The following is a 25941-nucleotide window of genomic DNA, read 5'->3' on the forward strand; positions in this document are numbered from 1 at the left end:
AATCTCACTTATCAAATCTTTAACACTAATCAAGAAGGAGAAGAGGTGAAGAAGGCACTATTTTGGATGTTTGGAGCGCTGCTTGCTATGCTTTGGGCTGCACCCCCTGCGATGTTTCAGAGCGTTTCCAAAGAGGAAGCGACTCTGCTACAAAAAGGCCCTGAGGCTCAATACTGCCCCAATTGCGGCATGGATTTGGTGAAATTCTATAAAACCAACCACGCTGTGAAGCTCAAGGATGGCGAAGTACGTCAATACTGCAGCCTTCACTGCCTTATCGAAGAGCAAGGGAGTGGCTATCTTAAAGACAAACAAGGACTCATCGATCAGATTCTAGTGGTTGATGTGGAGAGTCTCAAATTCATCCCCGCCCAAGAGGCTTTTTATGTCGTGGGTAGCCAAAAACCCGGAACCATGACGATGACCAGCCAATACGCCTTCAAAAATCGTACCAAAGCCGAAGCATTCGCCAAAGAGAACGGGGGCGAGGTGATGGACTATAAATCTGCCTATGCCGTAGGTGAGGCGGAGTTTGCCAAAGATATTGCAATGATTAAAAACAAACGCGAAACAGGGATGTACCCCAAGGGCGAAAAACTCTATAACGAATCGTGTGACAAATCTCGCCTAGAGAAGCTCCATGTTCACACCATTGCCGAATTCAAAGCGATGGTGAAAAACAGCGATATCTGCGGAAAAGATCTAGACGATTCTTCACTTCAAGCCATCTCCCTTTTTGTTTGGGATAAAAAGCTCGCCAAAGCTAATCACTCTCACTAAGCCTAACGGAGACAAACTCGCCAAAAACCTTGGCGAGCCTCCCCAAGCTTCCCTCGCGTCGCACCTCGTAGAAGTGGCGCCAAAACTCCCTCCCGATGATCTCCACCCTAAAGAGCCTCCCCTCTTTTATCTCCCTTTGAACACTAAGAAGTGAGAGGCAACCCAGCGCTCCATGGCTTTGGATGAGTCTCTTGATCGCTTCACTTCGATCCAATTCCAAAAAAAGAGGGAACGATTCCTTCACATCCACCACTTCCCTCAAAAAAGCATCCCTCATGCCCGAACCCTTCTCTCGCAAAATCCACGGTCGATCAAAAAGCTCATCAATATAGCGCGCTCTAGCGGCCAATCCTTCATCTGAGGTGACCACAGCGAGCTCATCCCTTCGCAAGAATCGCTTCATAACCCCTTGATTATCCTCTGTCTCTCCCTCAATGAAGGCCTGCTCCACCTCACCCCCAAGAAGCGCCTCTAGACACTCGGCGGTATTATGAATGCGTGCCTGGAGATGGACTTTGGGGTGGGTTTGGCGAAACTCAAAGAGAATCTCAGGGAGAAGATACTCCCCGATGGTATGCGTGGCAGCGATTCTTAGCTCTCCGCATAAAGAGCTTTGATCAAGAAGCTCCTCTTGAGCCTCACGCCACAGTCTCACAATCTCTTTAGCCCTAGGCTCCAAAAAGAGCGCTGAAGAGAGGGGCAAGAGTCTTTTACCCGAACGGTCAAAGAGCTTCGAGCCTCCTTTCTCTTCAAGCTTAGAGAGCAGATGGGAGGCGTTTGGCTGGCTCATACCCAGTCGCTCTGCGCTCTGCGTGAGACTCTTTGTGGCTAAAAGATCCAAAAAAAGCTCCAGCTCCCTTAGTCGCATATCCACTCCAAATCGAAATATTGAATGATTTTACTTCAAATCATCTATTTTACTTATTATATTCGCTTGGAGTATCCTTTCGAGCAAAAAAGGAGTCCCTTTTGAAGCTCTCCATTCGCCCTTTTGTGCTTGGAATCGCCCTCTGCACCCTTATTGGAATCGTCGCCTTTGGGCTGGCCAAAATCCCTTTTTTCCTCTCGCTCCACCTCTCCCCCTTGATTCTCTCTGTGTTGGTGGGCATGGCGCTTGCTCCTTGGTATAAAAAGAGTGGACAGATCGGAATCATAGGGGTCTTGTGGTGCGGTAAACGACTCTTGCGCCTAGGAATTGTCCTCTTTGGATTTCAAGTCACCCTCCAATCCCTGCTAGGAGTTGGAGTGGAGGGCTTTTTGATCGCCCTTTTGGTCGTGGCAGGAATCTTCACCCTGGGAAGCTATTTGGGCGTGAAGCTCTTAGGCTTAGATAGAGAGACCTCTATGCTCATTGCCTGCGGGAGTGCGGTGTGCGGAGCGGCAGCGATTCTTGCTCTAGAATCACTCTCTAAAACTCCTGCTCACAAAACCGCCATCGCCGTGGGCGTGGTGGTGCTCTTTGGGCTCCTCTCAATGTTCCTCTACCCCCTTGTCTATGAGGCAGGATTCATCCCTCTCTCTCCTTTACAAGAGGGAATCTACACGGGAGCCACCCTGCATGAGGTGGCCAATGTGATTGGAGCGAGTGCCAACCTCCCCAAGGAGGCGCAAGAGGCGGCGGTGATCGTGAAGATGATTCGCGTCATCCTCTTGGTGCCTCTTTTGCTCCTTCTCTCTTTCACGATTCTAAAGCACAGAGAAAAGGGCTCTAACGAGGTGGCGATTCCTTGGTTTGCCTTACTCTTTTTAGGAGCGATTCTTCTAGGGAGTCTCTTTTTTTTTCCCTCTTGGCTCCGCTCTCTTCTTCAAAGTGGCTCACTCTTCTCTCTGACGCTTGCCATGGGAGCTTTAGGGCTTGTGAGTGATTTTTCTAAGCTTCAAGGCGTAGGAGCCAAGGCGCTCGCCTTGGGGGCGATTTTGTGGGGAGTGTTACTCTTTGGAGGGTTAGGGCTAGTGAAGCTCCTAGCCTAAGAGGCTAGGAGAGAAAATCAAACAGGGAAGACGCGAATGGAGCTATCAAGCTTTTGCTGGAGCACCGATTCAATGGCAAAAAGAGTACCCGTGGAGCTACTTGCGCATCCTGCGCAAGCCCCTACATAGCGGATGTAGATGTCGGTATGCCCATCGCTAGAGCTTCGAATATCAATCACCTCCATATTACCCCCGTCCATCATGAGCATCGGTCGGATATTGTCATCGATCACTTTGTCGACCGCCTTGACCTTTTGCACCATGCTCATCTCATTAAAGCCAAGCTCTCCGCTGGCACTCTTGTCCGCTTGAGTTTTGAGCTTCTCATCATCCATCTCAGCACGAGTTTGCGCCAAAATATCGACCAAATAGTATTCGCGCTCTTCGTGGCCTCCAGGTTTCACACAGCTTTTGCAGAAGGCTCCTGCTTTGGTGTAGGCCGTCACCTCTTCGACGGTTTTAAGGTCGTTGATTCTAATCACCTCTTTGAGGGTTCCAAGGCTCACTCTAGCACACTCACAGACGATAATCTCATCCTCAAAGCTCGCCATATCCACACCCTTGTAAAGGGAAGCGGCCTTTTTGATCACATCATAAGCCATCACCGAACAGTGCATTTTTTGTCCAGGCACGGCGGGTGTTTCAGGGTCATCACGGAGGGCTTTTTCGACATCAATGTTGGTGATCTTGATCGCTTCATCAACCGTCTTGCCAAGGCAGAGCTCCACCATCATATCTGAGCTCGCAATCGCTGTCCCACAGCCAAAACTCTTGAATTTAGCATCGATGATTCGATCGGTTTTAGGATCGATAAGCCAATAGAGTCGCACCGCATCCCCGCACGATTCGGCGCCATAATCAGCGATGATGAGCTTGGCTCCTTTAGCGTCTGCATCCTCTTGAGAGAGGGTTCCTAGATATTTGGGATTGTCCATGCGCGCGGCCACTTTATTGGAGTAGGCATCCCAAAGTGCGCCGCCCAAAAGATCATTTTTTGCCATAATTTTTTCCTTCCTAATCCTAGTAGCTGCTAGAGATGCTTCTTAGCCTCTCTGCGGACTTTTTAAACACTTCAATGGTGTAATCGATTTCAGCCTCCGTGGTGAATCGAGAGAGTGAAAGACGAATCGCTGTGTGAGCCAGCTCCTTATCCGCGCCAATAGCGATCATCACGGGGTTGGCCTCTAGGTCTTCACTCGCGCAAGCGCTTCCAGTGCTCGCGGCGATTCCTGCCTTATTGAGGTCCCAAAGCATCGCTTCGCCCTCCACTCCTTTGACGCTGATGAGCACCGTGTTGGGAACACGATTCTCCCTAGAGCCCACAACAAAGACATCAGGAAGCTCCAGAAGGGCATTCTCCAGCCTATCTCTTAGCCGTCTAACATTGCTTTTTTCAAAATCAAGATACTGCACCGCCAGCCTCATTGCCTCGCCCATGCCCACGATTCCTGCAACATTGAGCGTGCCAGAACGCCTTCCGCTCATGTGCTCGCCTCCATGAAAAAGCGGAGTGAGCTCAACTCCTTTGCGAATATAGAGGGCTCCCATGCCCTTAGGTCCATGGAACTTATGGGCAGAGAAAGAGAGGAGATCGATCTTGGCCTTTTGCACATCCACAGGAATCTTGCCTATGGCTTGCACCGCATCGGTGTGAAAAAGGATTCCTCTCTCTCTGCATATCTCTCCAATCTCTTGGATGGGGAAGATCATCCCTGTCTCATTATTCGCCCACATCACACTCACTAGCGCCGTTTTCTCAGTGATCGCCTCTCTCACTTGCTCAGCACTAATCGTGCCTTGATCATTGATGGGCAGGTAGGTCACCTCGACTCCAAGCGTCTCCAAAAAAGCGCAGGTGGCGCGCACAGCGGGATGCTCTACATCGGTAGTGACGATGTGGTTTTTCACGCCATGGCGCAGGATATCAAAATAGACTCCTTTGATCACCCAGTTGTTGCTCTCGGTGGCGCAGGAGGTGATGATCACATCATCCTCATCGGCGGCGTTGATTCCCTCATAGAGATCATCAAGTGCCTTTTTAATGGCAGGATGCGTCTCTGTTCCGAATCGGTGGAGGGAGTTTGGATTCCCATACATCTGACAGAAGTAGGGATCCATCAGCTCCTTAACCTTGGGATCGACCAAGGTCGTGGCATTGTTGTCGAGATAGACCGACATCTTAGGCTCTTGCATCATAGCTCCTAGCATCGCGATAATTTTTGAAAGTTTATTCGATTTTTAGTAAATGAATCGATATTAAAAGTAAACAAAAATAGTTAAAAGATAATTTTTATCTTTAGTCTATTTTTTCAAGGAATTTACTCTAAAAAACTTTGAAACAAATTAAACCCTATCCCATGAGCGTCACCAGCTCACTGACGCTCTTTTCAAACTCCCAATTCTCATCGAAGTTCTGCTTTAGATAACCCTCCATCCTCTCTTTTTTCTCAATCGCCTCATCCAACTCTCTATCATTGCCCTTTTGATAGGCGCCGATTCGAATCAAAACCTCATTCTCCTTGAGGAGCGAATAGAGGCGTCGAAACTTGCGAGCGGCTAGCACATGATCTTTGGTGCTCACGTCATTCATGAGCCTGGAGGCGGAGTTGAGGATATTGATGGGAGGATAGATTCCAAAATCAGTCAGCTCCCTAGAGAGGACAATATGTCCATCTAGGATGCTTCGACTCTGATCAGCGATAGGATCGCCCATGTCATCCCCCTCCACCAGCACGGTGAAAAAAGCAGTGATCGAACCATGCCCCTCCTCTTTGCCCGCGCGCTCCATGAGCTGAGGCAAAAGCGTGAGGACAGAGGGAGGATAGCCCTTGCTCGTGGGGGGCTCGCCTAGAGCTAGACCGATCTCGCGTTGCGCCATGGCGAATCGAGTGACCGAATCCATCATAAAGAGCACATCCTCTCCGCGTGCTTTGAAATACTCCGCCACGCTCATCGCACTAAAAGCTCCATATTTACGCATAAGAGGAGAATCGTCACTAGTGGCCACCACCAAAACCGTGTTTTCTAGATTCCCCCCTAGATTCTTTTCAATGAACTCGGGCACCTCTCGCCCACGCTCTCCAATGAGGGCAATCACCTTGATGGGTGCACTCGCTCCTTTGACGATCATCCCCATAAGTGTGCTCTTCCCCACGCCGCTTCCCGCGAAGATTCCCAATTTTTGACCTTTACCGCAAGTGAGGAGCCCATCGATGCTCTTCACCCCCACGCTAAAGACCTCATCGATCATTCCTCGCTTCATCGCGGCAATGGGAGGTTTGATGATGGGGGCATATTCCGTGCCAAGAATCTCCCCCGCCCCATCAATAGGTCGTCCCAATGGATCAACCACCCTTCCAAGAAGTCCCGCTCCCACAGGAATCTGAAGACCTCTATTATTCAGATAGACTCGATCACCCACCTTGCTCCCCTCGATAAAGGAGAAAGGCGAGACGGTGAAGCTCTCTGATTCCACCACCGTCACCATGCCCATGCTTTCGTGGTGATTCTCGCCCTGAATGATTCGCACAATGTCTCCCACTGAGGGCCTGAGCCCCACCACCACAATCGCCCCCGAAGAGACTTTGACAACTGTTCCAAAGGTGGGAGAGAGGGACTTTTTCCCCAATTTCTCACGAAGGGCATACAAGGGCATAGAGGACAAGCTCCTAGGGAGTGAAGATGAAATTCAAGAATAACACTCCTTTGCTTGCCAAGGCATAAAGGAGCGCCATCCTCCTATGGTTTATAAAGAATTTTTTTGATACCATCTAGCCAATTTTATTGACCTAATTTTACCCTTACAAGGAATTTTATGAATCTTCAGACGCAAAAAATCAACAGTGCCAACGCCACGGCGAAGGGAACCCTAGAAAAAGCCCTCCTTGAGGAGAAGCTTGATAAGCTATCCAAGGATGCCGCCAAAAATCTTAAAGTCGATGGTTTTAGAAAAGGCAAAGTCCCCGCGGGCGTCATCAAAGCTCGATATGGCGAAAAACTCCAAGAAGATGCCGAAAGAGAGGCACTCCAAGAGCTCCTAGATGCCGCGCTTAAAGATCTCGGTGCAGAGCCTAGCCAACTCATTGGCGACCCTAGAATCACCGAATACAACAAGCACGACAATGGAATTGATGTAGAGGTCAAAATCGGTCTAGCGCCTGAGATCACCCTCCAAGAGAGCCTCACTTATGTCCCTGGTTTCGAGCTCCCTAGCGTGAGCGAAGAGGAGATCAACACACGCCTTATGGAGCTTGCCAAAGCCAAAGCCCCCCTTGCTCCCGCTCCTGAGGGCAAAGCGCTTGAAAATGGAGATTTTGCCAAGATCGATTTTGAAGGATTCTTAGGTGAAGAGGCGTTTGAAGGAGGAAAGGCGGAAGATTATATGCTTCAAATTGGAAGCAAATCTTTCATTCCTGGCTTTGAAGATCAACTCATCGGCATGAAAGCGGGTGAAAAGCGCGATATTCAAGTGAAATTCCCTGAAAACTATGGCTCTGAAAAACTCGCGGGTCAAGAGGCAACCTTTAAAATTGCCCTCAAAGAGATTCAGGTCAAAGCCCCCCAAGAGCCTAGCGATGAATTCGCCAAGAGCGTGCTCCCCGAAGAGCCTGAGGCCAATTTGAATCTCCTCAAAGAGAAGATCAAAGAGCAAATTGCAACAGAGAAGAAGGTTGAGCTCTACAACAGCGAGCTTAAAACCAAACTCGTGGACAATCTTGTGGAAGCCCTCGCTTTTGATCTTCCTGAGCTTGTAGTGGAGCAAGAGATCGACCTCGTCTTTAGAAACACCCTCTCTTCTCTCTCCAAAGAGGAGATCGAAGCCCTTCGTAACGATCAAGAGGCGGTCAAGGCTAAACGAGAGGAGCACCGAGAGAGCGCAACTAGAAGCGTGAAGGTGACTTTCATCGTGGATGCACTGGCTAAAAAAGAGGGAATTGCGGTTCAAGACAACGAACTCATCCAGACCATCTACTACGAATCAATGGCAATGGGTCAAGACCCTAAAGCGATGCTTGAGTACTATAAAAACAACAACCTCCTTCCTGCCGTCAGAATGGCGATGCTAGAGGATAAACTACTCACTCATCTTCTCGATCAAAAAATCAAAGGCTAAGCCATGAACTATATCCCTTATGTCATTGAGAAGACAGGCAGGGGCGAGAGAAGCTATGATATTTACTCACGACTTCTCAAAGATCGAATCATCATGCTAAGCGGCGAAATCAACGATGGAGTGGCCTCCTCCATCGTCTCGCAAATGCTTTTTTTGGAGGCAGAGGATCCTGAGAAGGATATCTATCTCTACATCAACTCCCCTGGCGGTGTGATCACCAGCGGTATGAGTATCTATGACACCATGAACTATGTTAAGCCCGACATCTGCACTATCTGCATCGGTCAGGCCGCGAGCATGGGCGCCTTTTTACTTAGTTGTGGCACCAAAGGGAAGCGATTCTCCTTGCCCAACAGTCGAATCATGATTCACCAACCCCTAGGAGGTGCACAGGGGCAGGCAACCGATATTGAGATTCAAGCCAAAGAGATTCTGCGCCTCAAAAGCATTCTCAATGGAATCTTGGCCAGCAATACGGGGCAACCCCTAGAGAAGATCGCTAAAGACACCGATAGAGATTTTTTCATGAGCGCCCAAGAATCCAAAGAGTATGGACTCATCGACAATGTCCTAGAAAAAAGTTTTAAATAGTCCCCTTAAGGAGCGTTCATGGTTCATCTCCAAAAAGACGAGGGCTTTAAAACCAAGCTCACCAGCCTTAGCTCCCTCTCGTCTAAAAGCGACTCTCCCTCTCTAGAAAAGCTCCTAGCCGATGATTTCTCCTTTGGCTCGGAGGCTCCCCATGACTATGAGAGCGACTTCACTACGCCTGATGCTTTGGATGCCCCCAAGGTGGACACCCTTGAATCCTTCTCCAAAGAGGTCTTAAGCAAGCTGGAGGAAGATAATATCCCCCCCATTCCCAACAACTTTCAGCTCTACTTTGAGCGCCTTTTAGAGGAGAAGCCTGAGGCGTTTAAGAAGAGTATTCTTCATGTTCTTGACCTCGAAAACAATAGCGACGATGAGCGTCGAATCGACTTTGAGAAAAGAATCAAGGACAGCTTCAAAAACATGAAGAATATCCTTCAGCACGTGGCCGTCCTCTACAAAAACCTCACCCTCCTTCAAAACATCATCCAAAAGCGTCTCGGAGATGCCCAAAAAGCGGAAAATTCGATGGTCTTTCAAAGTATTCTCAATCTCTTCTTGCAAGAGGTGAGCAAGCTCAACGCCATCACCCAAAAGCAGACACTCCAGCTTAAAGAGTTTTATCAAGATAGCGCCAAAATCGTCAATAGCATTGATAGTGAGACCATTTTTGATTCCCAGTTCGGTATCTACAATCGCCGCCACCTCCTCTCACAAATTGACAAAGAGGCCAAAATCATGGATCAATTTGGCCACTCCTCCACCGTTTTGTTAGCTAGACTTCCCGATAGTAAGATTCGCAAGATTCCGAGTGAAAAGGCGCTTTTGCTCGTGACGCGCACCATTTCCCGCCTGATTCTTAAAACCTCTCGAAGAAGCGACATCATCGCTCACTACGGTGGTGGAACCTTTGCGCTAATCCTTAAGCATTCTGATCTATTTAGCTCTAAAAAGGCTTGCGATCGTTTGGTGGAGCTGATCCAGTCAACCAATATCTTCATCGGGGAGACCGAAGTCAACTTAGGCGTGGTTATCGGAATCGCTAAGATCCTTCCCGATCGAAGCGCTGAAGAGACACTCAATCTCGCCCTAAATGCCATGGAAGCGGCCAATTTAGCTCAAATCCCTTACACCGTGTGCCGAGAAGACGAAGAGAATTAGGAGTCCTCTGGAATGTTGCCCATCATCACCTATCCCCATCCCCTGCTTAAAAAACGCTCCGAGCCCGTGACTCTCTTTGACGAAGAGCTTCGGCAATTCCTTGATGAGATGTATATCACGATGCTTGCCAAAAATGGTGTCGGACTCGCCGCCGTCCAAGTGGGCAATCCCATCCGTGCGCTCATCGTCAATATTCCCGATGAAGAGGGGAATCAAGAGCGAGAGAATCTCCTAGAGATTATCAATCCTGAGTTCCTCTCCAAAGAGGGGGAGATTCAATTCAATGAAGGGTGCTTGAGTGTTCCTGAGTTTTACGAAGATGTGACACGCTTTGACCGAGTGCGCCTCACCTATCAAGATCGCTACGGAGAGCGGCACGAAATCGAAGCAGAGGGCTACCTCGCCGTGGCTTTACAGCATGAGATCGACCACCTCAATGGCATTCTTTTCATTGATAAGCTCTCCCTCATCAAGCGAAAAAAATTTGAAAAAGAGCTCAAAAAACGACAGAGAGCCTCCCTCTAGCGCTCCCATGAGACTCCACCAAATCCACTCCGCCACCCTCTTAGGATTGGATGCGAAGATCATTGAGGTGGAAGCGGCTTTCAACAAAGGCCTCCCCTCTTTCACCATTGCAGGGATGGCACAAGCCTCCATCCAAGAGGCTCGCCACCGCTCCCAATCCGCACTTTGCGCTATTGGGTTTCACTTCCCTCCCCTAAAAATTGTCATCAATCTTGCCCCCTCTGACCTCTCCAAGCAAGGAAGTCACTTCGACCTCCCCATCGCCCTTCTCATTGCCCTCTATGATCGAGAGATTCCTCCAAACTCAAGACGCTCTTGGTTTGCCCTGGGGGAGCTAGGACTAGAGGGGCGCGTGAAGGAGAATCAAAACATCTATCCCATCCTCCTCTCCCTAGCCGAGCAAGGTTATGCGGGTGACATCCTCCTTCCCAAGGAAAATGAGACGCTCTATCGCTCTATCCCACGCCTCAAACTTCACTTTATCAATCACCTCCAAGAGGGAATCAACCTCATCCTCTCCCCCCAAGAATCTCCTCTTGAAGTGGCGAATCTCCCTTTTAGCTCTTTAGAGATTGGCGGGATTCCCTACTATTACGAGGAGCGATATGAGCTTGATTTTTTGGATGTTAAAGGTCAAGAGATCGCCAAAAGAGCTGCGCTTATCGCTGCGGCTGGCTTTCACAATCTTCTCATGGAGGGGAGCCCTGGAGTGGGCAAAAGCATGATCGCCAAGCGCCTCCGATATATCCTCCCCCCTTTGAGCCTAGAAGAGGTTTTAAAGAGTGCCAAGGCGAGGCTTCATGAACAAGGAGAACTTCGCTATGAGGCTTTGCGAAATGCCCGAACTCCTCATAATACCTCTAGTAAGGCGGCGATTTTGGGAAGTATTGGAGCAGGCGGCGAGCCAAAACCAGGAGAAATCGCTCTTGCCCATGGAGGGATTCTCTTTCTTGATGAGCTCCCTCACTTTCAAAAGAGTGTTTTAGAAGCACTGAGGGAGCCTTTGGAGAATCAGAGCTTTGTCGTCTCTAGGGCTCAGGCCAAAGTCGAATTTGAGGCCTCGTTTTTACTCGTGGCCGCCCAAAATCCCTGCCCTTGCGGAAATCTTCTCAATCCCCTCCAAGAGTGCCGCTGCAACGAAAAAGAGGTTACTCGCTACAAAAATCGCCTCTCAGAGCCCTTTTTGGATCGAATCGATCTCTTTGTAGGAATGCAAGAAAACGAGGGGGAAGCCCAAAGCACTCAAAGCTCCAAGGAGCTCCATGCACAGGTTCTCAAGGCTTTCAAGGCTCAAAAAGAGCGCGGTCAAGAGGTCTTGAATGGCAAACTTAGCGAACGCGAGACAGAGCGCTTCTGCCCCCTTCAAAAGGAGGATAGCGAGACGCTTCTGGAGGCCGCTAGACGCTTTGGACTCTCCTCGCGCGCCATGGATAAAATCAAGCGAGTCAGTCGCACTCTAGCCGATCTTGAAGGCTCAGAAGCGATTCAAAAAAAGCACCTCCTTGAGGCGCTCTCCTATCGCCGTCGCTAGGCTTCACAAAGCGCTAGTAGCTTTTCCCCTGACTCTCCATATACTCTTCGTAGGTTCCTCGGAAATCGATGACCTCGCCTCCTTCTCGCATCTCAATGATTCGATTGGCAAAAGCATCAATGAGCTCACGGTCATGGGTCACGCAGATGACATTCCCTTTGAAGTTGTAGAGCGCCTCACCCATAGCGATAATCGCCTCAAGGTCAAGGTGGTTGGTGGGCTCATCCAGCACGAGGAAATTCCCTCCCTCTAGCATGAGCTTGGAGAGAATCATACGGTGTTTCTCGCCCCCACTTAGCGCGCTCACGCTCTTCTCCTGCTCCTCTCCGCTAAAGAGCATCCGTCCCAAGCAGTTGCGAATCTCGCCGCTATCCGCTCGCTTATCAAAACTCCTCAGCCACTCATAGAGCGTCTCTTCGCCCTCAATCGTCTCAGCCGCATTTTGAGGAAAGTAGCCCGATTCCACGGTTGCACCCCACTTGATGGCTCCTGTGTCGGGTTTTAGCTCTTCCATGATGATCTTGCAGAAGGTGGTCTTTCCGATTCCATTGGGGCCAATGAGCGCGATCTTATCCCCGGGAAGAATCTTTAGGCTAAGCTCGGCAAACACCTGATGATCCCCGTAACTTTTGGAGATCTTTTCCACCTCTAGCGCCTCATTGCCAATCTCGCGTCTAGGCTTGAACATGATACTAGGATCGCGTCTTGAAGAGACTTTGAGCGATTCGATATTGAGCTTTTCGAGCTGCTTTTGGCGGCTTGTGGCCTGCTTGGCCTTAGAGGCGTTCGCAGAGAATCGCCGAATAAAGGATTCAAGCTCCTCTTTCTCTTTGAGCTTTTTGTTACGATCCGCTTCTTGTTGCTTGGAGATGAGATTGGCCGCGATATACCAGTCGTCATAGTTGCCCGTGAACTCTCTTAGTGTCTGGAAGTCAAGATCAAGGATGTGCGTGCAAACGGCGTTGATGAAGTGACGGTCGTGAGAGATGATGACCATGGTCCCTTCGTGTCGTTTGAGATTCTCCTCTAGCCAGCCGATGGTGTGAATGTCCAAGTTGTTGGTTGGCTCATCAAGGAAAAGAATATCGGGCTTAGGAAAGAGCACTTGAGCAAGCAAGACTTTGAATTTATCCCCGCCTGTGAGCGTACTCATGGGCTCTTGATGAGAAGAAGAGGGGAATCCTAGGTCTTCAAGAATCTTCTCAATAATCACATCATACTCATAGGTGGGATCCTCTTCAGCACAAATCATCTCTAGCTCACCCAAACGCTCATTGACTTTATCATCGCTCAAATCACCCTCACTATAGAGACGCTCCTTCTCCTTGATAGCATCATAGAGGCGTTTGTTGCCCACGAGCACTGCATCAAAAATGCTCAAGTGTTCAAAGGCGTATTGATCTTGCTTAAGCACTCCTAGGCGCAGACCGTTTTCAATAATAATATCCCCGCTAGTGTGCTCAATCTCGCCAGAGAGAATCTTAAGAAAAGTCGATTTTCCCGCGCCATTAGCTCCAATAAGCCCATATCGCTTGCCCTTATCTAGCTTGACGGTGACACTTTCAAATAGTTTTTTGGTGGCATACTGCATGCCAAGATTGATCGTTTGTAACAAAATAGCTCCTTGAGAATTGAATCTGTGGCTAAAAGAATCGAAGGTGTTTTAAAAGTGTAATAGTAGCTAAATTAGAGCGATTCATGGAGTCACGAAAGAAGAAAAGCAAAGAAAGAGCCCAAAGAGGGGGCTCACCCCTCAATGGCTTGAAGTTCGACTTTGATCTCTATCTCCTCACCCACTAAAACTCCGCCACTCTCTAGAGCTTTGTTCCATGTGAGTCCGAACTCTCGGCGATCAATCTTGCCTTCAAGCTCGATTCCAATGCGCTTCTTGCCGCCCATATCAGCGATTGGGCCGGTGATTTCAGCCTTTAATACGACAGGCTTGGTGATTCCCTTAATCGTGAGGTCACCATGAAGTTTGCCTTCACCTTCGCCTTTGCTCTCAAATTTGGTCATTTTGAAGCTAAGCACAGGGAATTTTGCCTCATCAAAAAAGTCTGCGCTCCTTAGATGATCATCCCGCTTACCATTTTGCGTGTCAATACTTTTGACCTTAATGTTGCCCTCTAGAGCGAGAATCTGCCTCTTTTTCTCATCAAAGGCAAGCTTTGAATCATAGTCTGCAAACTCCCCTCGAACCTTTGTGATCATGAGGTGCTTGGCAGAAAAGCCCACATAGGAGTGCGCTTTGTCCACGAGATACTCTTGTGCGCTCAAAGGAAGAGACACCACCCAAAGGGCGGCAATGGATAGAAGAATTTTTTGAATCATATCAGACTCCTTGTGTTTTGGATGGTACACACCCGACCAAAGATGAAAAATCTTCATCTCCCCCAAAGGCAGTATAAACCAACCCAACTGAAATTAAAATTTTAATTCCTATTCTTGAAAATTTCAGAAGCTTTTTGGATTCGAGCCATACTCTCCTCTTTTCCAATGGCCGCCATAATCTCAAAAATCCCCGGACCTCCACCTTTTCCGAGGAGAGCAAGGCGCACACTCTGGAAAAGTTTGCCGCTTTTAAGCCCGTGAATATCAAGGAAAGCCTGTGTCTCCTCTTCAAGAATCTTGGGATTCTCTCCCGCGCTCTCTAGACTCTCCAAAAAGAGGGCGTAGTTCTCTAAAATCTCGCCATTCTCGCTATTTCCTACCTTTTCTAGCATCTTGGTATCAAGCTCGCTTGGGGTCTGCACAATCTCTTGGAGCATTTGCGCCAACTCCGCTAATGTCTTGGCCCGCTCCTTGAGGGCAGGGTAGAGAATTTCTCTCACCCCCAAAGAGAGGGGTTGGCAGCCAAACTCCAAAAGCAACTCTTCTAAGCGCTCATTTGGGGTTTGGGTGATGTAGTGGTGGTTGAGCCAAAGGAACTTCTCTTGATTGTAGGCGGAAGCGGAGCTATTGAGATCCTTGGGATCAAAGAATCGCAACATCTCCTCCATCGAAAAGATCTCCTGATCCCCATGGCTCCACCCAAGCCTCACAAGGAAGTTGAGCACTGCCTCAGGCAAATAGCCTGCACGCTTATAATCCATCACTCCCATCGCTCCATCGCGTTTGCTAAGCTTGCGCCCTTCGGGGTTTAAAATCATCGGCACATGATAAAACTTAGGAATCGGAAATCCAAGCGCTTGATAGACGATGATTTGCTTGGGTGTATTAGTGAGGTGATCATCCCCTCTAATCACATCCGTCACTCCCATAAGTGCATCATCGATGCTCACCACGAAGTTATAGGTGGGGGTGCCATCACTCCTAGCAATGATATAGTCATCCATCTCTTTGGCGCCGATTTTCATCTCCCCTTTCACGCCATCTTCAAACTCAATGTATCCCTCTAGCGGCGCTTTGATTCTCACTACAGGCGCAACCCCGCTAGGAGGAGTGCCCGTGAAATCTCTATATCGATTGTCATAGCGCGGCGTCTCTCCTCTAGAGCGCTGCTCCTCCCTCAAAGCATCAAGCTCCTCTTTGCTCATGTAGCAATAGTAGGCCTTTCCCTCTTGGATGAGGCGATCAATATACTCTTTATAGAGAGGGAATCGCTCCGATTGGTAGATGGCTTCGCCATCATAGCTGAGCCCCACCCAATCAAATGCTTCGATGATGGCTTTAGTGGCATCATGAGAGTTGCGGGCTAAATCGGTATCTTCGATTCGTAACAAAAATTTTCCACCCGTTTTTCGGGCATAAAGATAGCTAAAAAGAGCGGTTCTCAAGCCGCCGATATGGAGATTCCCCGTAGGAGAGGGGGCGAATCGTGTGACGATCATCATAGAATCCTTAAAGAAAATTAAGCGCATTTTATCCAATTTTTCCCCTGCCCTCGCCTAAAAAGCGAGGAATCCTTTGCTATAATCCAAAATCCAACAATCACACAGGAGTGATGCATTTGAGACTGATTTGGCGTTTGGGCGGGATGGGTTTGATTCTTTTGGCGCTGGCTGGATGTGCCGACAAAAATCAATACACCGAGCGCAATGTCATCATCCCTCCTCTCAAAGAGGAGAAACCCAAGGTCGATCCCCTTGCTCTCTCACTCGATCGCTACCTCAACAAGCGGGATGGTAAAGATTGCTCAGGGTTTGTCTCTCTCATCAATAAAGAAAATGGGAATCTCTATTTTGATGAGGCACTCCTAAACTCCTTTTTCACGACCAAAAACAAGTCTCAAGCCATCTACAACCTCTACAAGAAAAATGGCAAAACCTTCACCGAAGGAGTCCCCCAAAAGGGCGACCTCGTCTTTTTTGTCAATACCTTCAAGGGCACCTTCAATCGTAAAAAGAGCGACCAGAACATCACTCATGTAGGAATCGTGCGAGAGGTCGCCGAGGATGGCACGGTGAGATTCTTTCACAACAGTGCAGGAATCAATCAAGAGAGCTTCATGAATCTCCGCCTTCCCAACCTTCACAAATTAGGAGAAAAAGAGGTCAACAGTTACATTATTCGTTGCCCAAAAAACGCCAATCCCCTCTCCTGCCTCACCTCCACTCGCTTCATCGGTTATGGGAAAATCCCCCTAGGAACCACTCTAGGCTCCAAATAGCCCCCAAGGTGCTCCCAATAGAAAATTTATCAATCTTTGAGTAATATTGGCTACACCATTTCCCCATTAACAAGGAAAAGCGATGTTTAGCTACGAAAACCTAAGGGAATATTTCTTCAAACTCGACCCTGAGCACGCCCACGCCATCATTGAGACACTCTTTAAGCTGGGTGGGGCTTGGCCAATGAGCCTAGAGCCTATCGCCAAGAGGGCTTGCGTCATCGATCCAGCCCTCTCTCAGGAGATTGAAGGACTCACCTTTTATAACCCCGTCGGTCTTGGCGCGGGATTTGATAAAAATGCCACCATGATTCGCGCTCTCACCGCCCTTGGCTTTGGGCATCTAGAGCTTGGCACCATCACGCCCAAGCCTCAAAGTGGAAATCCCAAGCCTCGACTCTTTCGCCATGTCAAAGAGGAATCGATTCAAAATGCCATGGGCTTTAACAACGATGGAGCGCTCGAGGTCGCTAAACGCCTTAAAAAGCTCTATCCCTATGCGATTCCTTTGGGAATGAACATCGGTAAAAATAAGCTCACCCCTCAAGAAGAGGCGCTCAAGGATTACGAGATAGGGCTCAAAGAGTTCAGCGATATCGCCGACTATATTGCTATCAACATCTCTTCTCCCAACACGCCCAACCTGAGAGATTTGCAAAATGAGGCATTCATCCATGATCTCTTCACTCTTGCTACGGAGATCACCTCTAAGCCCCTCTTCCTCAAAATTGCGCCTGATATGAAGCCCCAGGAGGCAATCAAGCTCTGTTCTAGAGCGATTGAGAGCGGCGCTAAGGGGATCATCGCCACCAACACCACCATCGACTACTCTGTAGTGGAACACCCCAAAGAGGTTGGAGGAATCAGTGGCAAAGCACTCCAAGAGAAGAGTTACGCACTCTTTAAAGAGCTTGGCAAAGCCTTCTATGGAAAGACCACGCTCATCTCCGTGGGGGGAATCGATTCGGGTAGAGAGGCCTATCGACGCATCAAGGCAGGCGCTAGCCTTGTTCAAATCTACTCGGCGATGATTTTCAAAGGCCCTTTTATTTGCCAAAAAATCAATGAGGAGCTTTTAGAGTGCCTCAAAGAGGAGGGTTACTCTCACCTCACTCAAGCTATCGGATCGGATCTGAACGCGTGAAGATTCTCCTTTGGTTTTCTATCTTCCTTTCAGGAGTTTTAATGGGAAATTCACTCCCCGCCTATCATGAGCAGACCCTTCAAAATGGTCTAAAAGTTGTCGCCATTCCCCTTCATAACGGCACGGGAGTCATCACGACAGATATCTTCTACAAAGTGGGAAGCCGCAACGAAACAATGGGCAAGAGTGGAATCGCCCATATGCTGGAACACCTCAACTTCAAATCGACTAAGAATCTCAAGGCAGGTGAGTTTGATGAGATTGTCAAGCGCTTTGGCGGCATGACCAACGCCTCCACGGGATTTGACTACACCCACTACTACATCAAATCAAGCGAACTCAACCTAGAGAAATCTTTGGAGCTTTTTGGAGAGTTGATGGAGCACCTCTCACTCCAAGATGAGGAGTTCCAGCCTGAACGCAATGTGGTCGCCGAGGAGCGCCTCTGGAGAACCGACAACAACCCAATGGGCTATCTCTACTTCCGCCTTTTTAACAGTGCCTATGTCTACCACCCCTACCACTGGACGCCCATTGGCTTCATGGAGGACATTAAAAACTGGAGCATCGAAGACATTCACGCCTTTCACAAGACCTACTACCAGCCCCAAAACGCTATCATCATCGTAGCAGGTGACATTGAGCCTGAGCGCGTTTTTCAGGCAGCCAAGGAGCGTTTTGAGAGGATAGAGAATTGTTGCGAGATTCCCAAAGTGCACACTCTAGAGCCCAAACAAGACGGGGCAAGACGCGTCATTGTCAAAAAAGAGAGCGAAGTGGAGATGCTGGCCCTCGCCTACAAGATTCCTCCTTTCACCCACGAAGATCAGGTGGCACTAAGCGCCATCAGCGAGATTCTAAGCAGTGGCAAGAGCAGTCGATTGCAACGAAACCTCATCGACAAAAAACGCCTCGCCAATCAGGTCTATGCCTACAGTATGGACTTGGTGGATGAGGGGGTCTTTCTCTTCATGGGAATCGCCAATGAAGGAGTGAGCGGCGAAGCGCTAGAGAAGGAGCTCCTCAAGCAGATTGAGAAGATCAAAGAGGGCAAAATCAAAGAGAGTGAAATTGAGAAGATCAAAATCAATGTCAAAGCCGATTTTATCTTCCAGCTTGAGAGCAGTAGCAGCGTTGCAAGCCTCTTTGGAAGCTATCTCGCTAGAGGCGATCTATCGCCATTATTGGAGTTTGAAGAAAAATTCTCTACACTTACAAAAGAGAAGATTATCGAAGTGGCGAATCGCTACTTCCAGCCTGATAATTCCACCACACTCATTCTCAAAAAATAGGGGAGGCCCTCTTCATGAATACTGTAACGGGTGCGATGAGCGCCCTAATCACGCCCTTTAGAAATGGGCGACTGGACACTGAAACCTACGAAAAATTAATACAGCGACAGATCCGCCATGGCATGGATGCTCTCGTTCCTGTGGGAACCACAGGCGAATCAGCCACTCTCTCGCACTCAGAGCACAAAGAGTGCATTGAGATTGCCGTGAAGGTCTGCCAAGGCACAGGCATCAAAGTTCTCGCGGGTGCAGGAAGCAACTCCACACTAGAGGCAATTGATTTGGCCAAATTTGCCGAGAAGATGGGGGCTGATGGGATTTTGTGTGTCACACCCTATTACAACAAACCCAGTCAAGAGGGGCTTTTCCAGCACTACAAGGCGGTCGCTGAATCCGTTGGAATTCCCCTCATGCTCTACAATGTCCCTGGACGCACGGGGGTCAATCTAGAGACCTGCACCATTCAACGACTCTTTAATGAAGTCAAAAATATCTACGGAATCAAGGAAGCCTCAGGCTCGATGGAGAGGATTGTCGAGCTTAATACCAAGATTCCCGACTTTGCCATTCTTAGCGGCGAAGATGCGATCAACTACCCCGTCCTTGCCAATCACGGCGTAGGCGTCATCTCCGTGATAGGGAATCTTCTCCCTGATAAAATCTCTGCGCTCGTTCATAAAGCGCTCCAAGGGGAGCTAGATGAGAGTCGCCGCATCAATAACTCGCTCTACAAAATCAATAAAGCCCTCTTTGTGGAGAGCAACCCCATTCCCATCAAGGCGGCCATGTATTTAGCGGGGCTCACCCCGACCCTAGAGTATCGTCTCCCTCTAGTGTCCCCCAGCCAAGAAAATATGAGAATGATTGAAGAAACTTTAAAAGATTATGAGGTGAAAGCGTGAAAGGAAAAACTCTAGTCATCAGTGGAGCCACTCGTGGTATTGGCAAGGCAATTCTCTATGGATTTGCTCAAAAAGGGGTCAATTGCGCCTTCACTTACAATAAAAATGCCGAAGAAGCACAAAAGATCGCCAAGGAGCTAGAAGAGAGCTATGGAATCAAAGCCCGCTGCTATCCGCTGGATATCCTAGAGCCTGAGCAATACAAAGAGCTGTTTACCAAGATCGATACGGATTTTGATCGAGTCGATTTTTTCATCAGCAACGCCATCATCTCAGGTCGCTCTGTCGTGGGGGGATTTGCCCCCTTCATGAGACTCAAGCCCAAGGGTCTTAACAACATCTACACCGCCACTGTGCTCGCCTTTGTCGTGGGAGCCCAAGAGGCGGCCAAGCGAATGAAGGAGAGCGGTGGAGGCAGCATCATCTCGCTTAGCTCCACAGGAAATCTTGTCTATACTCCCAATTACGCGGGCCATGGAAGCTCCAAAAACGCGGTCGAAACCATGGTCAAATATGCGGCTAGCGATCTTGGTGAGTGGGGAATTCGCGTCAACTGCGTGAGTGGCGGACCTATCGACACCGATGCACTCAAAGCGTTTCCTGATTACGAAGAGATCAAAGCGATCGTGGAGAAACAATCCGCCGTGGGTCGCATGGGGCAGCCTCAAGATCTTGTGGGTGCGTGCCTCTTCCTCTGCGATGAGAGTGCTAGCCCTTGGCTCACAGGACAGACCATCATCATTGATGGGGGAACGAGCTTCAAGTGAGACTGGCTCCAAACCTCCTCACCCTCTCTCGAATCGTCTTCTCCTTTTTGCTCCTTGTCGTGATTCTTTATGGCGGGATTCTCTTCCCTCCCCCTATTCATCCGACATGGATCAACTACACCGCTTGCGTGCTTTTTCTCATCGCCAGCATCACCGATTTTTTTGATGGATTCATCGCTAGAGAGCATCAAATCACCTCCACCTTTGGAGAAGTTTTTGACCCTTTGGCGGACAAAATGTTGATGCTAGCGGGATTTGTCGGTCTTTTAGTATGGGAGCGCGCCAACCCTTGGGCGGTCTTCCTCATCCTCTCTAGAGAGTTTTTCATCACAGGGCTTCGCGTGGTGGCCGCAAGCCAAGGGATGAATGTTGCAGCGAGCTCCCTTGGCAAATGGAAGACAGGGCTTCAAATCACCGCGGTCGCTTTCTTGCTGATGGATTACTTCCCCGGAGAGATTCTGCTTTGGCTTGCCACTCTCATCACCCTCTATTCGGGATATGACTACACCAAAGCCTACATGGAATCTTCCAAGGCCTAAAAAGGAATCACATGGGCTTTCTTGTCTCCCTCTTAGTTCTCTCTTTTCTCATCTTCTTTCATGAGCTAGGCCACTTCCTTGCGGCACGATGGTTTGGGGTGAAGGTCGAAGTTTTTAGCATCGGCTTTGGTCACAAAATCTACAAAAAGGTCTATGGCGACACCGAATACGCACTAAGCGCGATTCCGCTAGGGGGCTATGTAAAGATGAAGGGACAAGATGATGCCAATCCCTCTCTCCTTAGCCACGATCAAGATAGCTACAACGCCAAAAAACCATGGCAGAGACTCATCATCCTTGCCGCTGGACCGCTAGCCAACCTCTTTCTCGCCTTCTTGCTCTATGTTGCCATCGCCCTTCTTGGTTCCCAAGCGCTTGCCCCCATTATCAATGAGCCCGATCCCAGCCTGAGTGCCGCTAAAGCAGGGATGCGCTCAGGTGATGAGATCATCCGAATCGATGGACAAAAAGTCCGCACATGGGGCGAGATGAGCGAGCTCATCTCCAAAAGCCAAGGAGAGATCGAGGTGGAGTTTTTGCGAGGAGGTCAAGAGAGAAGCCTCATGCTTCTTCCCACCTTAAGAGAATCCAAAAATATCTTTGGAGAGACTATCCTTCGCCCCATGATTGGAGTGAGCGCTCTTGGAGAGGTGAGAATCGTCTCCTACTCGCTTTTTGAATCGCTACCCAAAGCCTTGAATGAGACGATCCGCTCCAGCCAGATGATCGTTTTAGGAATCCAGAAACTCCTCAGCGGGGTGGTGCCCAGCAGTGAGGTGGGCGGAGTGATCTCTATCGTGCAGATCACCTCCAAGGCAAGCGAATCAGGAATCATCACCCTTTTTGCCCTCACCGCCCTCATCTCCGTCAACCTAGGAATCTTAAACCTCCTCCCCATTCCCGCCCTAGATGGAGGTCATATCCTCTTCAACCTCTATGAGATGGTGACCAAAAAGGCTCCAAGCCTCGCCGTATTCACCAATCTCACGATCGCTGGGTGGGTCATATTGGCGGGTTTAATGGGACTTGGTCTCTACAACGATCTCTCTAAAATCGCCCAAGGAGTGATGCCATGAATCTCGCCCAAAATCTCGATCAAGCGATCAAACGGATTGAACAGGCTCGAATCGCCTACAGTCGCCACCATATTGTTAAAATCGTAGCCGTGAGCAAATACTCTAGCAGCGATGCGATTCAGACGCTCTATGAGTGCGGGCAGCGAGCCTTTGGAGAGAATCGTGTCCAAGATTTGGCACAAAAATCAGAGCTTTTGGGCGATTTACCCCTTGAGTGGCACTTCATTGGCACCCTTCAGAGCAACAAAATCAACGCCCTTCTCTCGCTCAAACCCGCCCTCATGCACTCACTCCACTCCCTAGAACTCGCCAAAGAGCTTCACAAACGCCTAGAATCAAGGAATCAAACCCTTCCCGCCCTTCTCCAAATCAACAGCGCCAAGGAGGAGAGCAAAAGCGGCGTAGAGCCCCAAAAGGCGGTAGAGACTTATCATAAGATTCTAGAGGAGTTCCCCCAAATCAAGCTCCAAGGAGTGATGACGATTGGAGCCCATGTGGAGGATAGAGCCATCATCCAGAAAAGCTTTGAGACCACTCAGGTGATTTTTGAGCAGCTAAAGCCCCATGGCGCAGAGATTCTCTCTATGGGCATGAGTGGGGATTTTGAGCTGGCCATTGCCTGTGGGAGCAACCTCGTGCGGCTAGGTTCCACGCTCTTTAAGGCCTAGAGAGCGTTTACTCTTGATTTACCCTCAAGGATTATAGTTTCATCTAAAGAATCACCCATCTTAGGAGGAAATCGATGAATCTCAGACTCTTCTGTTTAGGCTCCCTCTTCATGACCTATGCTCTAGCCTTTAGCGTGAGCGAAGCCCCTGCAATCGAGCGGCGTGTAGCTCCCGATGTATCGAGCGGCGTGGTCTACTCCTACTATGATTCCATCAAAGACGCTAAACGCGGTGTTGTGAATATCTCCACTCAAAAAAAAGTCAAAGGCGCCTCAGGAATCGACCCCTCACACCCCCTCTTCAATGACCCCTTCTTCAAACAGTTTTTTGGTGATATGTTTGGGCAGGTCATCCCCAAAGATCGAATCGAACGCTCCTTGGGTAGTGGGGTCATCATCTCCAAGGATGGCTACATCCTCACCAACAACCATGTGATCGATGGGGCGGATAAAGTGATCGTCTCCCTGCCTGATAACAGTAAAGAGTATGAGGCCAAAGTGATTGGCAAAGACCCAAGGAGCGATCTAGCGGTCATTAAAATCGAAGGCAAAGATTTCCCCTTTGTCATTTTTGGCTCTAGCAATGATTTGCGCGTGGGCGATGTGGTATTTGCGATTGGAAATCCCTTTGGCGTGGGCGAAACGGTGACACAGGGAATCGTTTCAGCCCTCAATAAGAGCGGAATTGGAATCAACGACTATGAAAACTTCATCCAAACCGATGCCTCCATCAACCCCGGAAACTCTGGAGGGGCACTGGTGGATAGCCGAGGGGCACTGGTGGGAATCAACACGGCCATCCTTTCTCGCACGGGAGGGAATCATGGCGTAGGCTTTGCTATCCCCTCGGACATGGCCAAAAAAATCGCCATCACCCTCATTGACAAAGGAGTGATTGAGCGAGGCTATATGGGAGTCTCTATCCAAGATGTCACCCAAGATTTGCGCGATCTCTATGGGGACAAAGAGGGGGCAGTCATCATCTCCACCGAATCAAGCTCTCCAGCCGCCAAAGCGGGTCTAAAGGTGTGGGATTTAATCACTAAAATCGATGAAAAGCCCGTGAAAAATGCCGCCGATTTAAAAAATATCATCGGATCTTACTCTCCCAATGATAAGGTCAAGGTGACCTACATCCGGGACAAAAAAGAATCCACCGCCACTCTCAAGCTCATCGAAGCCCCAAGCAATGCCAAAACAAGTGGTGCTGGGGTGAGCAACAGTGCGATTGATGGGCTGATGCTAAGCGCGATTGATGATCGTATACGACAGCGCTATAGACTTGCCATTGATACGAGTGGCGTGCTAGTCATTGGCGTGCAGGCAGGAAGTTATGCCGAGGAGATCGGCTTTAGCGAGGGAGATATCATCCTTCAGATTGAGAACTATCCCATCAAAGACATTGCCTCTTTCAACGAAGCGATGAAACAACACAAAGGTAAAGCCAAGCGACTCCTTGTGAGCCGTGGCGGAACCATCTTCAGCGTGGTTGTAAAATAACCCTCTACAAAATCCCTTTTAGAGAATCCTAGAAAAACTCTAGGATTCTCACCAATAGAGCGCTTTAGCCAAAATCACAATCAAAATCATGATTCCAAAGAGAAGGTAGTGAGCGATGTCATGCGCCCTCATCTTGTTTTTAAAGAGTCTCATGAGAAGAGGCATAAAGAAAAAGGCGGCGATGGCGATGATTCCTAGAAGGGCTTTAAGGCTCAATCCATAGGCATAAAAAGTATCAAAATCCTTCAAAGCCGCATGGCGATGATAGAAAAGCCCAAGACCGCTTAGGAGAAGAATCGTCACATTCACGCTCATGATCGGACGCAAGCGCCTCGAAAAAAGAGTCTCTGCCTCGTCTAAATCGATCTGGGGATAGCGATTTCTCACCCAGTCGATAATGAATGTCCAAAAAAAGACCGTCCCAATAAAGAGGGTCGCACTAAAGAGATGGAGGGTTAGAAGCCAAATATCGAGGTTTCCCATGGGAACTCCTTTTTATTTGGATTATAGAGATTCCCCTATCTTTTGACATTGATTCTTATCAATCACCCCTCTTGATTCAGACAAAAGAGGTAGCGATGCTCCTTTGGAAGTGCTTCATGGAGAGTTTTAGCCAATTTTCTAATTTCCCAAAGCGCGCTCTTTGAAGAGCGGAGCGTGAGAAAATTCTGGAGTGCTCTAGCGTTAATCGTCCAAGTGAGCTCTGTTTTATAACTCTCAGGGAGACAATATTTAGCCATATCATTGCTTATGCCCAAAAGAAGAACTTGACGGAGATTCTCTAGTGCTTTTAAGGAAGCGAGATTGACCGCCTCACTCTCTGTTTCGACAAGATAGCGCTTTGCTCTCTCCCAATCTCCCTCTTTAAACTCCTCTTCGGCTTTGAGCTCTTTAAGCGTGTAGCGAGAGCTCTTCACCGATAAAGAGGCGATTCGATGGCGTGCAAGCTCTTGGAGGCAAGCGCGAGAGATTCCTTGGATGTAAAAGGTGTAGACGAGATGCTCTAGCGTGCTGGCGTGTTTGTTTTTATTTCCCACTCGATCAATCAGCTCTCTATCTTTTTCTCCTCCTCCATCACTCTTCTCAAAGCTTTGCCAGCAGGTGCGAATGGCGTGAGCGCAGATGGTGAGTGAGGTGTGTTGCATCAAGGTGACGGTCATGTGGGGATTCCTCCTAGTTTGATTCGTTGAGAGTGCGTGATGGCCACGGCGATGGCATCGGTGATATCTAAAGGTTTGATCTCTCCCTTAAGCCCTAAAAGACGCTTCACCATGAAAGCGACTTGGCTCTTGTCGGCCTTGCCATGACCTGTGAGAGCCTTTTTCACTTGTAAGGGAGTGTATTCATAAAAATTCCCCAAATCTTGCAAAATTTTGAGACTCAAAGCGCCACGAAATTGAGCGAGTTTGATAACAGTTTTTGGATTGTAAGCATAAAAAATATCTTCAATGGCGACTTCATCAATCGAATGATTTTTCAGCACGAGGTCGATTCCCTCCACAAATTCCAAAATCTGGTGTTGCAAAGTGCGCTCTTTGATTTTGATGAGTCCCGCCTCAACGAGGCGATTTCCTTTTTTTGGATCATGGTGCAAGATCGCGTAACCGCAATTTCGACTTCCGGGGTCGATTCCTAAAATATTCACAGTTTGTCACACCTTTTTCACATCGTGAAACTTATAAAAAATTTCGGATTTTAATGGATTCCTAGCGGGAAGTTCGTTATTATTCACGGACTTATTCACAGTGTGAAAAACTTTTTCAAGGTAAAAAA

At 48.7% G+C, this 25941-nt stretch carries 26 protein-coding genes; 16 read left to right on the top strand and 10 right to left on the bottom strand.

What is annotated here, in order from left to right:
• The first annotated feature begins 45 nt into the window (after window positions 1–45).
• Window positions 46–780: a nitrous oxide reductase accessory protein NosL gene (locus tag WS_RS10375; RefSeq protein WP_049770688.1), complete on the top strand. Its 735-nt coding sequence runs from the start codon at window positions 46–48 to the stop codon at window positions 778–780.
• On the opposite strand, the gene WS_RS10380 is transcribed toward WS_RS10375, so the two are convergent.
• Window positions 764–1648 carry a LysR substrate-binding domain-containing protein gene (locus WS_RS10380; protein WP_011139975.1) on the bottom strand — a complete coding sequence of 295 codons (885 nt, stop codon included), beginning with the start codon at window positions 1646–1648 and terminating at the stop codon, window positions 764–766. The genes WS_RS10375 and WS_RS10380 overlap by 17 nt on opposite strands.
• Before the next feature lie 101 nt (window positions 1649–1749).
• Here WS_RS10380 and WS_RS10385 point away from each other — a divergent pair, with 101 nt between their 5' ends.
• Window positions 1750–2751, top strand: coding sequence for a YeiH family protein (locus WS_RS10385; RefSeq protein ID WP_011139976.1), 1002 nt, complete (start codon window positions 1750–1752; stop codon window positions 2749–2751).
• A gap of 17 nt (window positions 2752–2768) precedes the next feature.
• On the opposite strand, the gene WS_RS10390 is transcribed toward WS_RS10385, so the two are convergent.
• The 3 genes from WS_RS10390 to fliI all read right to left on the bottom strand — a co-directional run bounded on the left by WS_RS10390 (window position 2769) and on the right by fliI (window position 6406).
• A complete protein-coding gene (locus tag WS_RS10390; protein WP_011139977.1) occupies window positions 2769–3752 on the bottom strand; it encodes an iron-sulfur cluster assembly scaffold protein NifU in 984 nt (327 codons plus the stop codon).
• Window positions 3753–3771: 19 nt separating this feature from the next.
• A complete protein-coding gene (locus tag WS_RS10395) occupies window positions 3772–4944 on the bottom strand; it encodes a NifS family cysteine desulfurase (RefSeq protein WP_011139978.1) in 1173 nt (390 codons plus the stop codon).
• A gap of 157 nt (window positions 4945–5101) precedes the next feature.
• Window positions 5102–6406, bottom strand: coding sequence for a flagellar protein export ATPase FliI (gene fliI / locus WS_RS10400; protein WP_011139979.1), 1305 nt, complete (start codon window positions 6404–6406; stop codon window positions 5102–5104).
• Window positions 6407–6565: 159 nt separating this feature from the next.
• On the opposite strand from fliI, the gene tig reads away from it, so the two are divergent.
• From tig to WS_RS10425, 5 genes are read left to right on the top strand one after another with little or no spacing between them, the layout of a single operon-like run.
• Complete coding sequence (gene tig, locus WS_RS10405) at window positions 6566–7864, top strand: trigger factor (protein ID WP_011139980.1); 1299 nt, start codon at window positions 6566–6568, stop codon at window positions 7862–7864.
• A 3-nt stretch (window positions 7865–7867) separates the two neighbouring features.
• A complete protein-coding gene (gene clpP, locus WS_RS10410) occupies window positions 7868–8455 on the top strand; it encodes an ATP-dependent Clp endopeptidase proteolytic subunit ClpP (RefSeq protein ID WP_011139981.1) in 588 nt (195 codons plus the stop codon).
• A gap of 18 nt (window positions 8456–8473) precedes the next feature.
• On the top strand, window positions 8474–9616 hold the full coding sequence (locus tag WS_RS10415) for a GGDEF domain-containing protein (protein WP_011139982.1): 1143 nt from the start codon (window positions 8474–8476) through the stop codon (window positions 9614–9616).
• A 12-nt stretch (window positions 9617–9628) separates the two neighbouring features.
• Window positions 9629–10141, top strand: coding sequence for a peptide deformylase (def, locus tag WS_RS10420; protein WP_011139983.1), 513 nt, complete (start codon window positions 9629–9631; stop codon window positions 10139–10141).
• Between the two features lie 7 nt (window positions 10142–10148).
• The gene (locus WS_RS10425) at window positions 10149–11672 is read left to right on the top strand and encodes a YifB family Mg chelatase-like AAA ATPase (RefSeq protein WP_011139984.1); all 1524 of its coding nucleotides are present in this window, start codon (window positions 10149–10151) and stop codon (window positions 11670–11672) included.
• A 13-nt stretch (window positions 11673–11685) separates the two neighbouring features.
• Here WS_RS10425 and WS_RS10430 read toward each other — a convergent pair whose 3' ends face one another.
• The 3 genes from WS_RS10430 to gltX form a co-directional block, all read right to left on the bottom strand.
• Complete coding sequence (locus tag WS_RS10430; RefSeq protein WP_011139985.1) at window positions 11686–13287, bottom strand: ABC-F family ATP-binding cassette domain-containing protein; 1602 nt, start codon at window positions 13285–13287, stop codon at window positions 11686–11688.
• Between the two features lie 131 nt (window positions 13288–13418).
• Window positions 13419–14003 carry a YceI family protein gene (locus WS_RS10435; RefSeq protein ID WP_011139986.1) on the bottom strand — a complete coding sequence of 195 codons (585 nt, stop codon included), beginning with the start codon at window positions 14001–14003 and terminating at the stop codon, window positions 13419–13421.
• Between the two features lie 101 nt (window positions 14004–14104).
• Window positions 14105–15502 carry a glutamate--tRNA ligase gene (gene gltX, locus WS_RS10440; protein WP_011139987.1) on the bottom strand — a complete coding sequence of 466 codons (1398 nt, stop codon included), beginning with the start codon at window positions 15500–15502 and terminating at the stop codon, window positions 14105–14107.
• A gap of 119 nt (window positions 15503–15621) precedes the next feature.
• On the opposite strand from gltX, the gene WS_RS10445 reads away from it, so the two are divergent.
• The 9 genes from WS_RS10445 to WS_RS10485 all read left to right on the top strand — a co-directional run bounded on the left by WS_RS10445 (window position 15622) and on the right by WS_RS10485 (window position 24168).
• Window positions 15622–16281: an NlpC/P60 family protein gene (locus WS_RS10445; RefSeq protein WP_129545332.1), complete on the top strand. Its 660-nt coding sequence runs from the start codon at window positions 15622–15624 to the stop codon at window positions 16279–16281.
• 82 nt (window positions 16282–16363) lie between these two features.
• Entirely contained in the window at window positions 16364–17425 is a 1062-nt protein-coding gene (locus WS_RS10450) for a quinone-dependent dihydroorotate dehydrogenase (RefSeq protein WP_011139989.1), read from the top strand.
• 41 nt (window positions 17426–17466) lie between these two features.
• A complete protein-coding gene (locus WS_RS10455) occupies window positions 17467–18717 on the top strand; it encodes a M16 family metallopeptidase (protein ID WP_011139990.1) in 1251 nt (416 codons plus the stop codon).
• A gap of 14 nt (window positions 18718–18731) precedes the next feature.
• A complete protein-coding gene (dapA, locus tag WS_RS10460) occupies window positions 18732–19619 on the top strand; it encodes a 4-hydroxy-tetrahydrodipicolinate synthase (RefSeq protein WP_011139991.1) in 888 nt (295 codons plus the stop codon).
• Window positions 19616–20386 (top strand): enoyl-ACP reductase, encoded by a 771-nt coding sequence (locus WS_RS10465; protein ID WP_011139992.1) that lies wholly within the window; start codon window positions 19616–19618, stop codon window positions 20384–20386. The genes dapA and WS_RS10465 overlap by 4 nt, the downstream gene beginning before the upstream one ends.
• Window positions 20383–20925: a CDP-diacylglycerol--glycerol-3-phosphate 3-phosphatidyltransferase gene (gene pgsA, locus WS_RS10470; RefSeq protein ID WP_011139993.1), complete on the top strand. Its 543-nt coding sequence runs from the start codon at window positions 20383–20385 to the stop codon at window positions 20923–20925. The genes WS_RS10465 and pgsA overlap by 4 nt, the downstream gene beginning before the upstream one ends.
• An 11-nt stretch (window positions 20926–20936) precedes the next feature.
• Complete coding sequence (gene rseP, locus WS_RS10475) at window positions 20937–22001, top strand: RIP metalloprotease RseP (protein WP_011139994.1); 1065 nt, start codon at window positions 20937–20939, stop codon at window positions 21999–22001.
• Entirely contained in the window at window positions 21998–22669 is a 672-nt protein-coding gene (locus WS_RS10480; protein ID WP_011139995.1) for a YggS family pyridoxal phosphate-dependent enzyme, read from the top strand. Before rseP ends, WS_RS10480 begins: the two co-directional genes overlap by 4 nt.
• Window positions 22670–22743: 74 nt before the next feature.
• Window positions 22744–24168 carry a Do family serine endopeptidase gene (locus WS_RS10485; RefSeq protein ID WP_011139996.1) on the top strand — a complete coding sequence of 475 codons (1425 nt, stop codon included), beginning with the start codon at window positions 22744–22746 and terminating at the stop codon, window positions 24166–24168.
• A gap of 48 nt (window positions 24169–24216) precedes the next feature.
• Here the strand turns inward: WS_RS10485 and WS_RS10785 are convergent, their stop codons facing one another.
• The 3 genes from WS_RS10785 to ruvC all read right to left on the bottom strand — a co-directional run bounded on the left by WS_RS10785 (window position 24217) and on the right by ruvC (window position 25813).
• Window positions 24217–24651 carry a CopD family copper resistance protein gene (locus WS_RS10785; protein ID WP_011139997.1) on the bottom strand — a complete coding sequence of 145 codons (435 nt, stop codon included), beginning with the start codon at window positions 24649–24651 and terminating at the stop codon, window positions 24217–24219.
• A gap of 62 nt (window positions 24652–24713) precedes the next feature.
• Window positions 24714–25328, bottom strand: coding sequence for an FAD-dependent thymidylate synthase (gene thyX / locus WS_RS10495; RefSeq protein ID WP_011139998.1), 615 nt, complete (start codon window positions 25326–25328; stop codon window positions 24714–24716).
• A complete protein-coding gene (gene ruvC, locus WS_RS10500; protein WP_011139999.1) occupies window positions 25325–25813 on the bottom strand; it encodes a crossover junction endodeoxyribonuclease RuvC in 489 nt (162 codons plus the stop codon). Before ruvC ends, thyX begins: the two co-directional genes overlap by 4 nt.
• Between the last annotated feature and the right edge of the window lie 128 nt (window positions 25814–25941).

Source organism: Wolinella succinogenes DSM 1740, assembly GCF_000196135.1.
GTDB lineage: Bacteria > Campylobacterota > Campylobacteria > Campylobacterales > Helicobacteraceae > Wolinella > Wolinella succinogenes.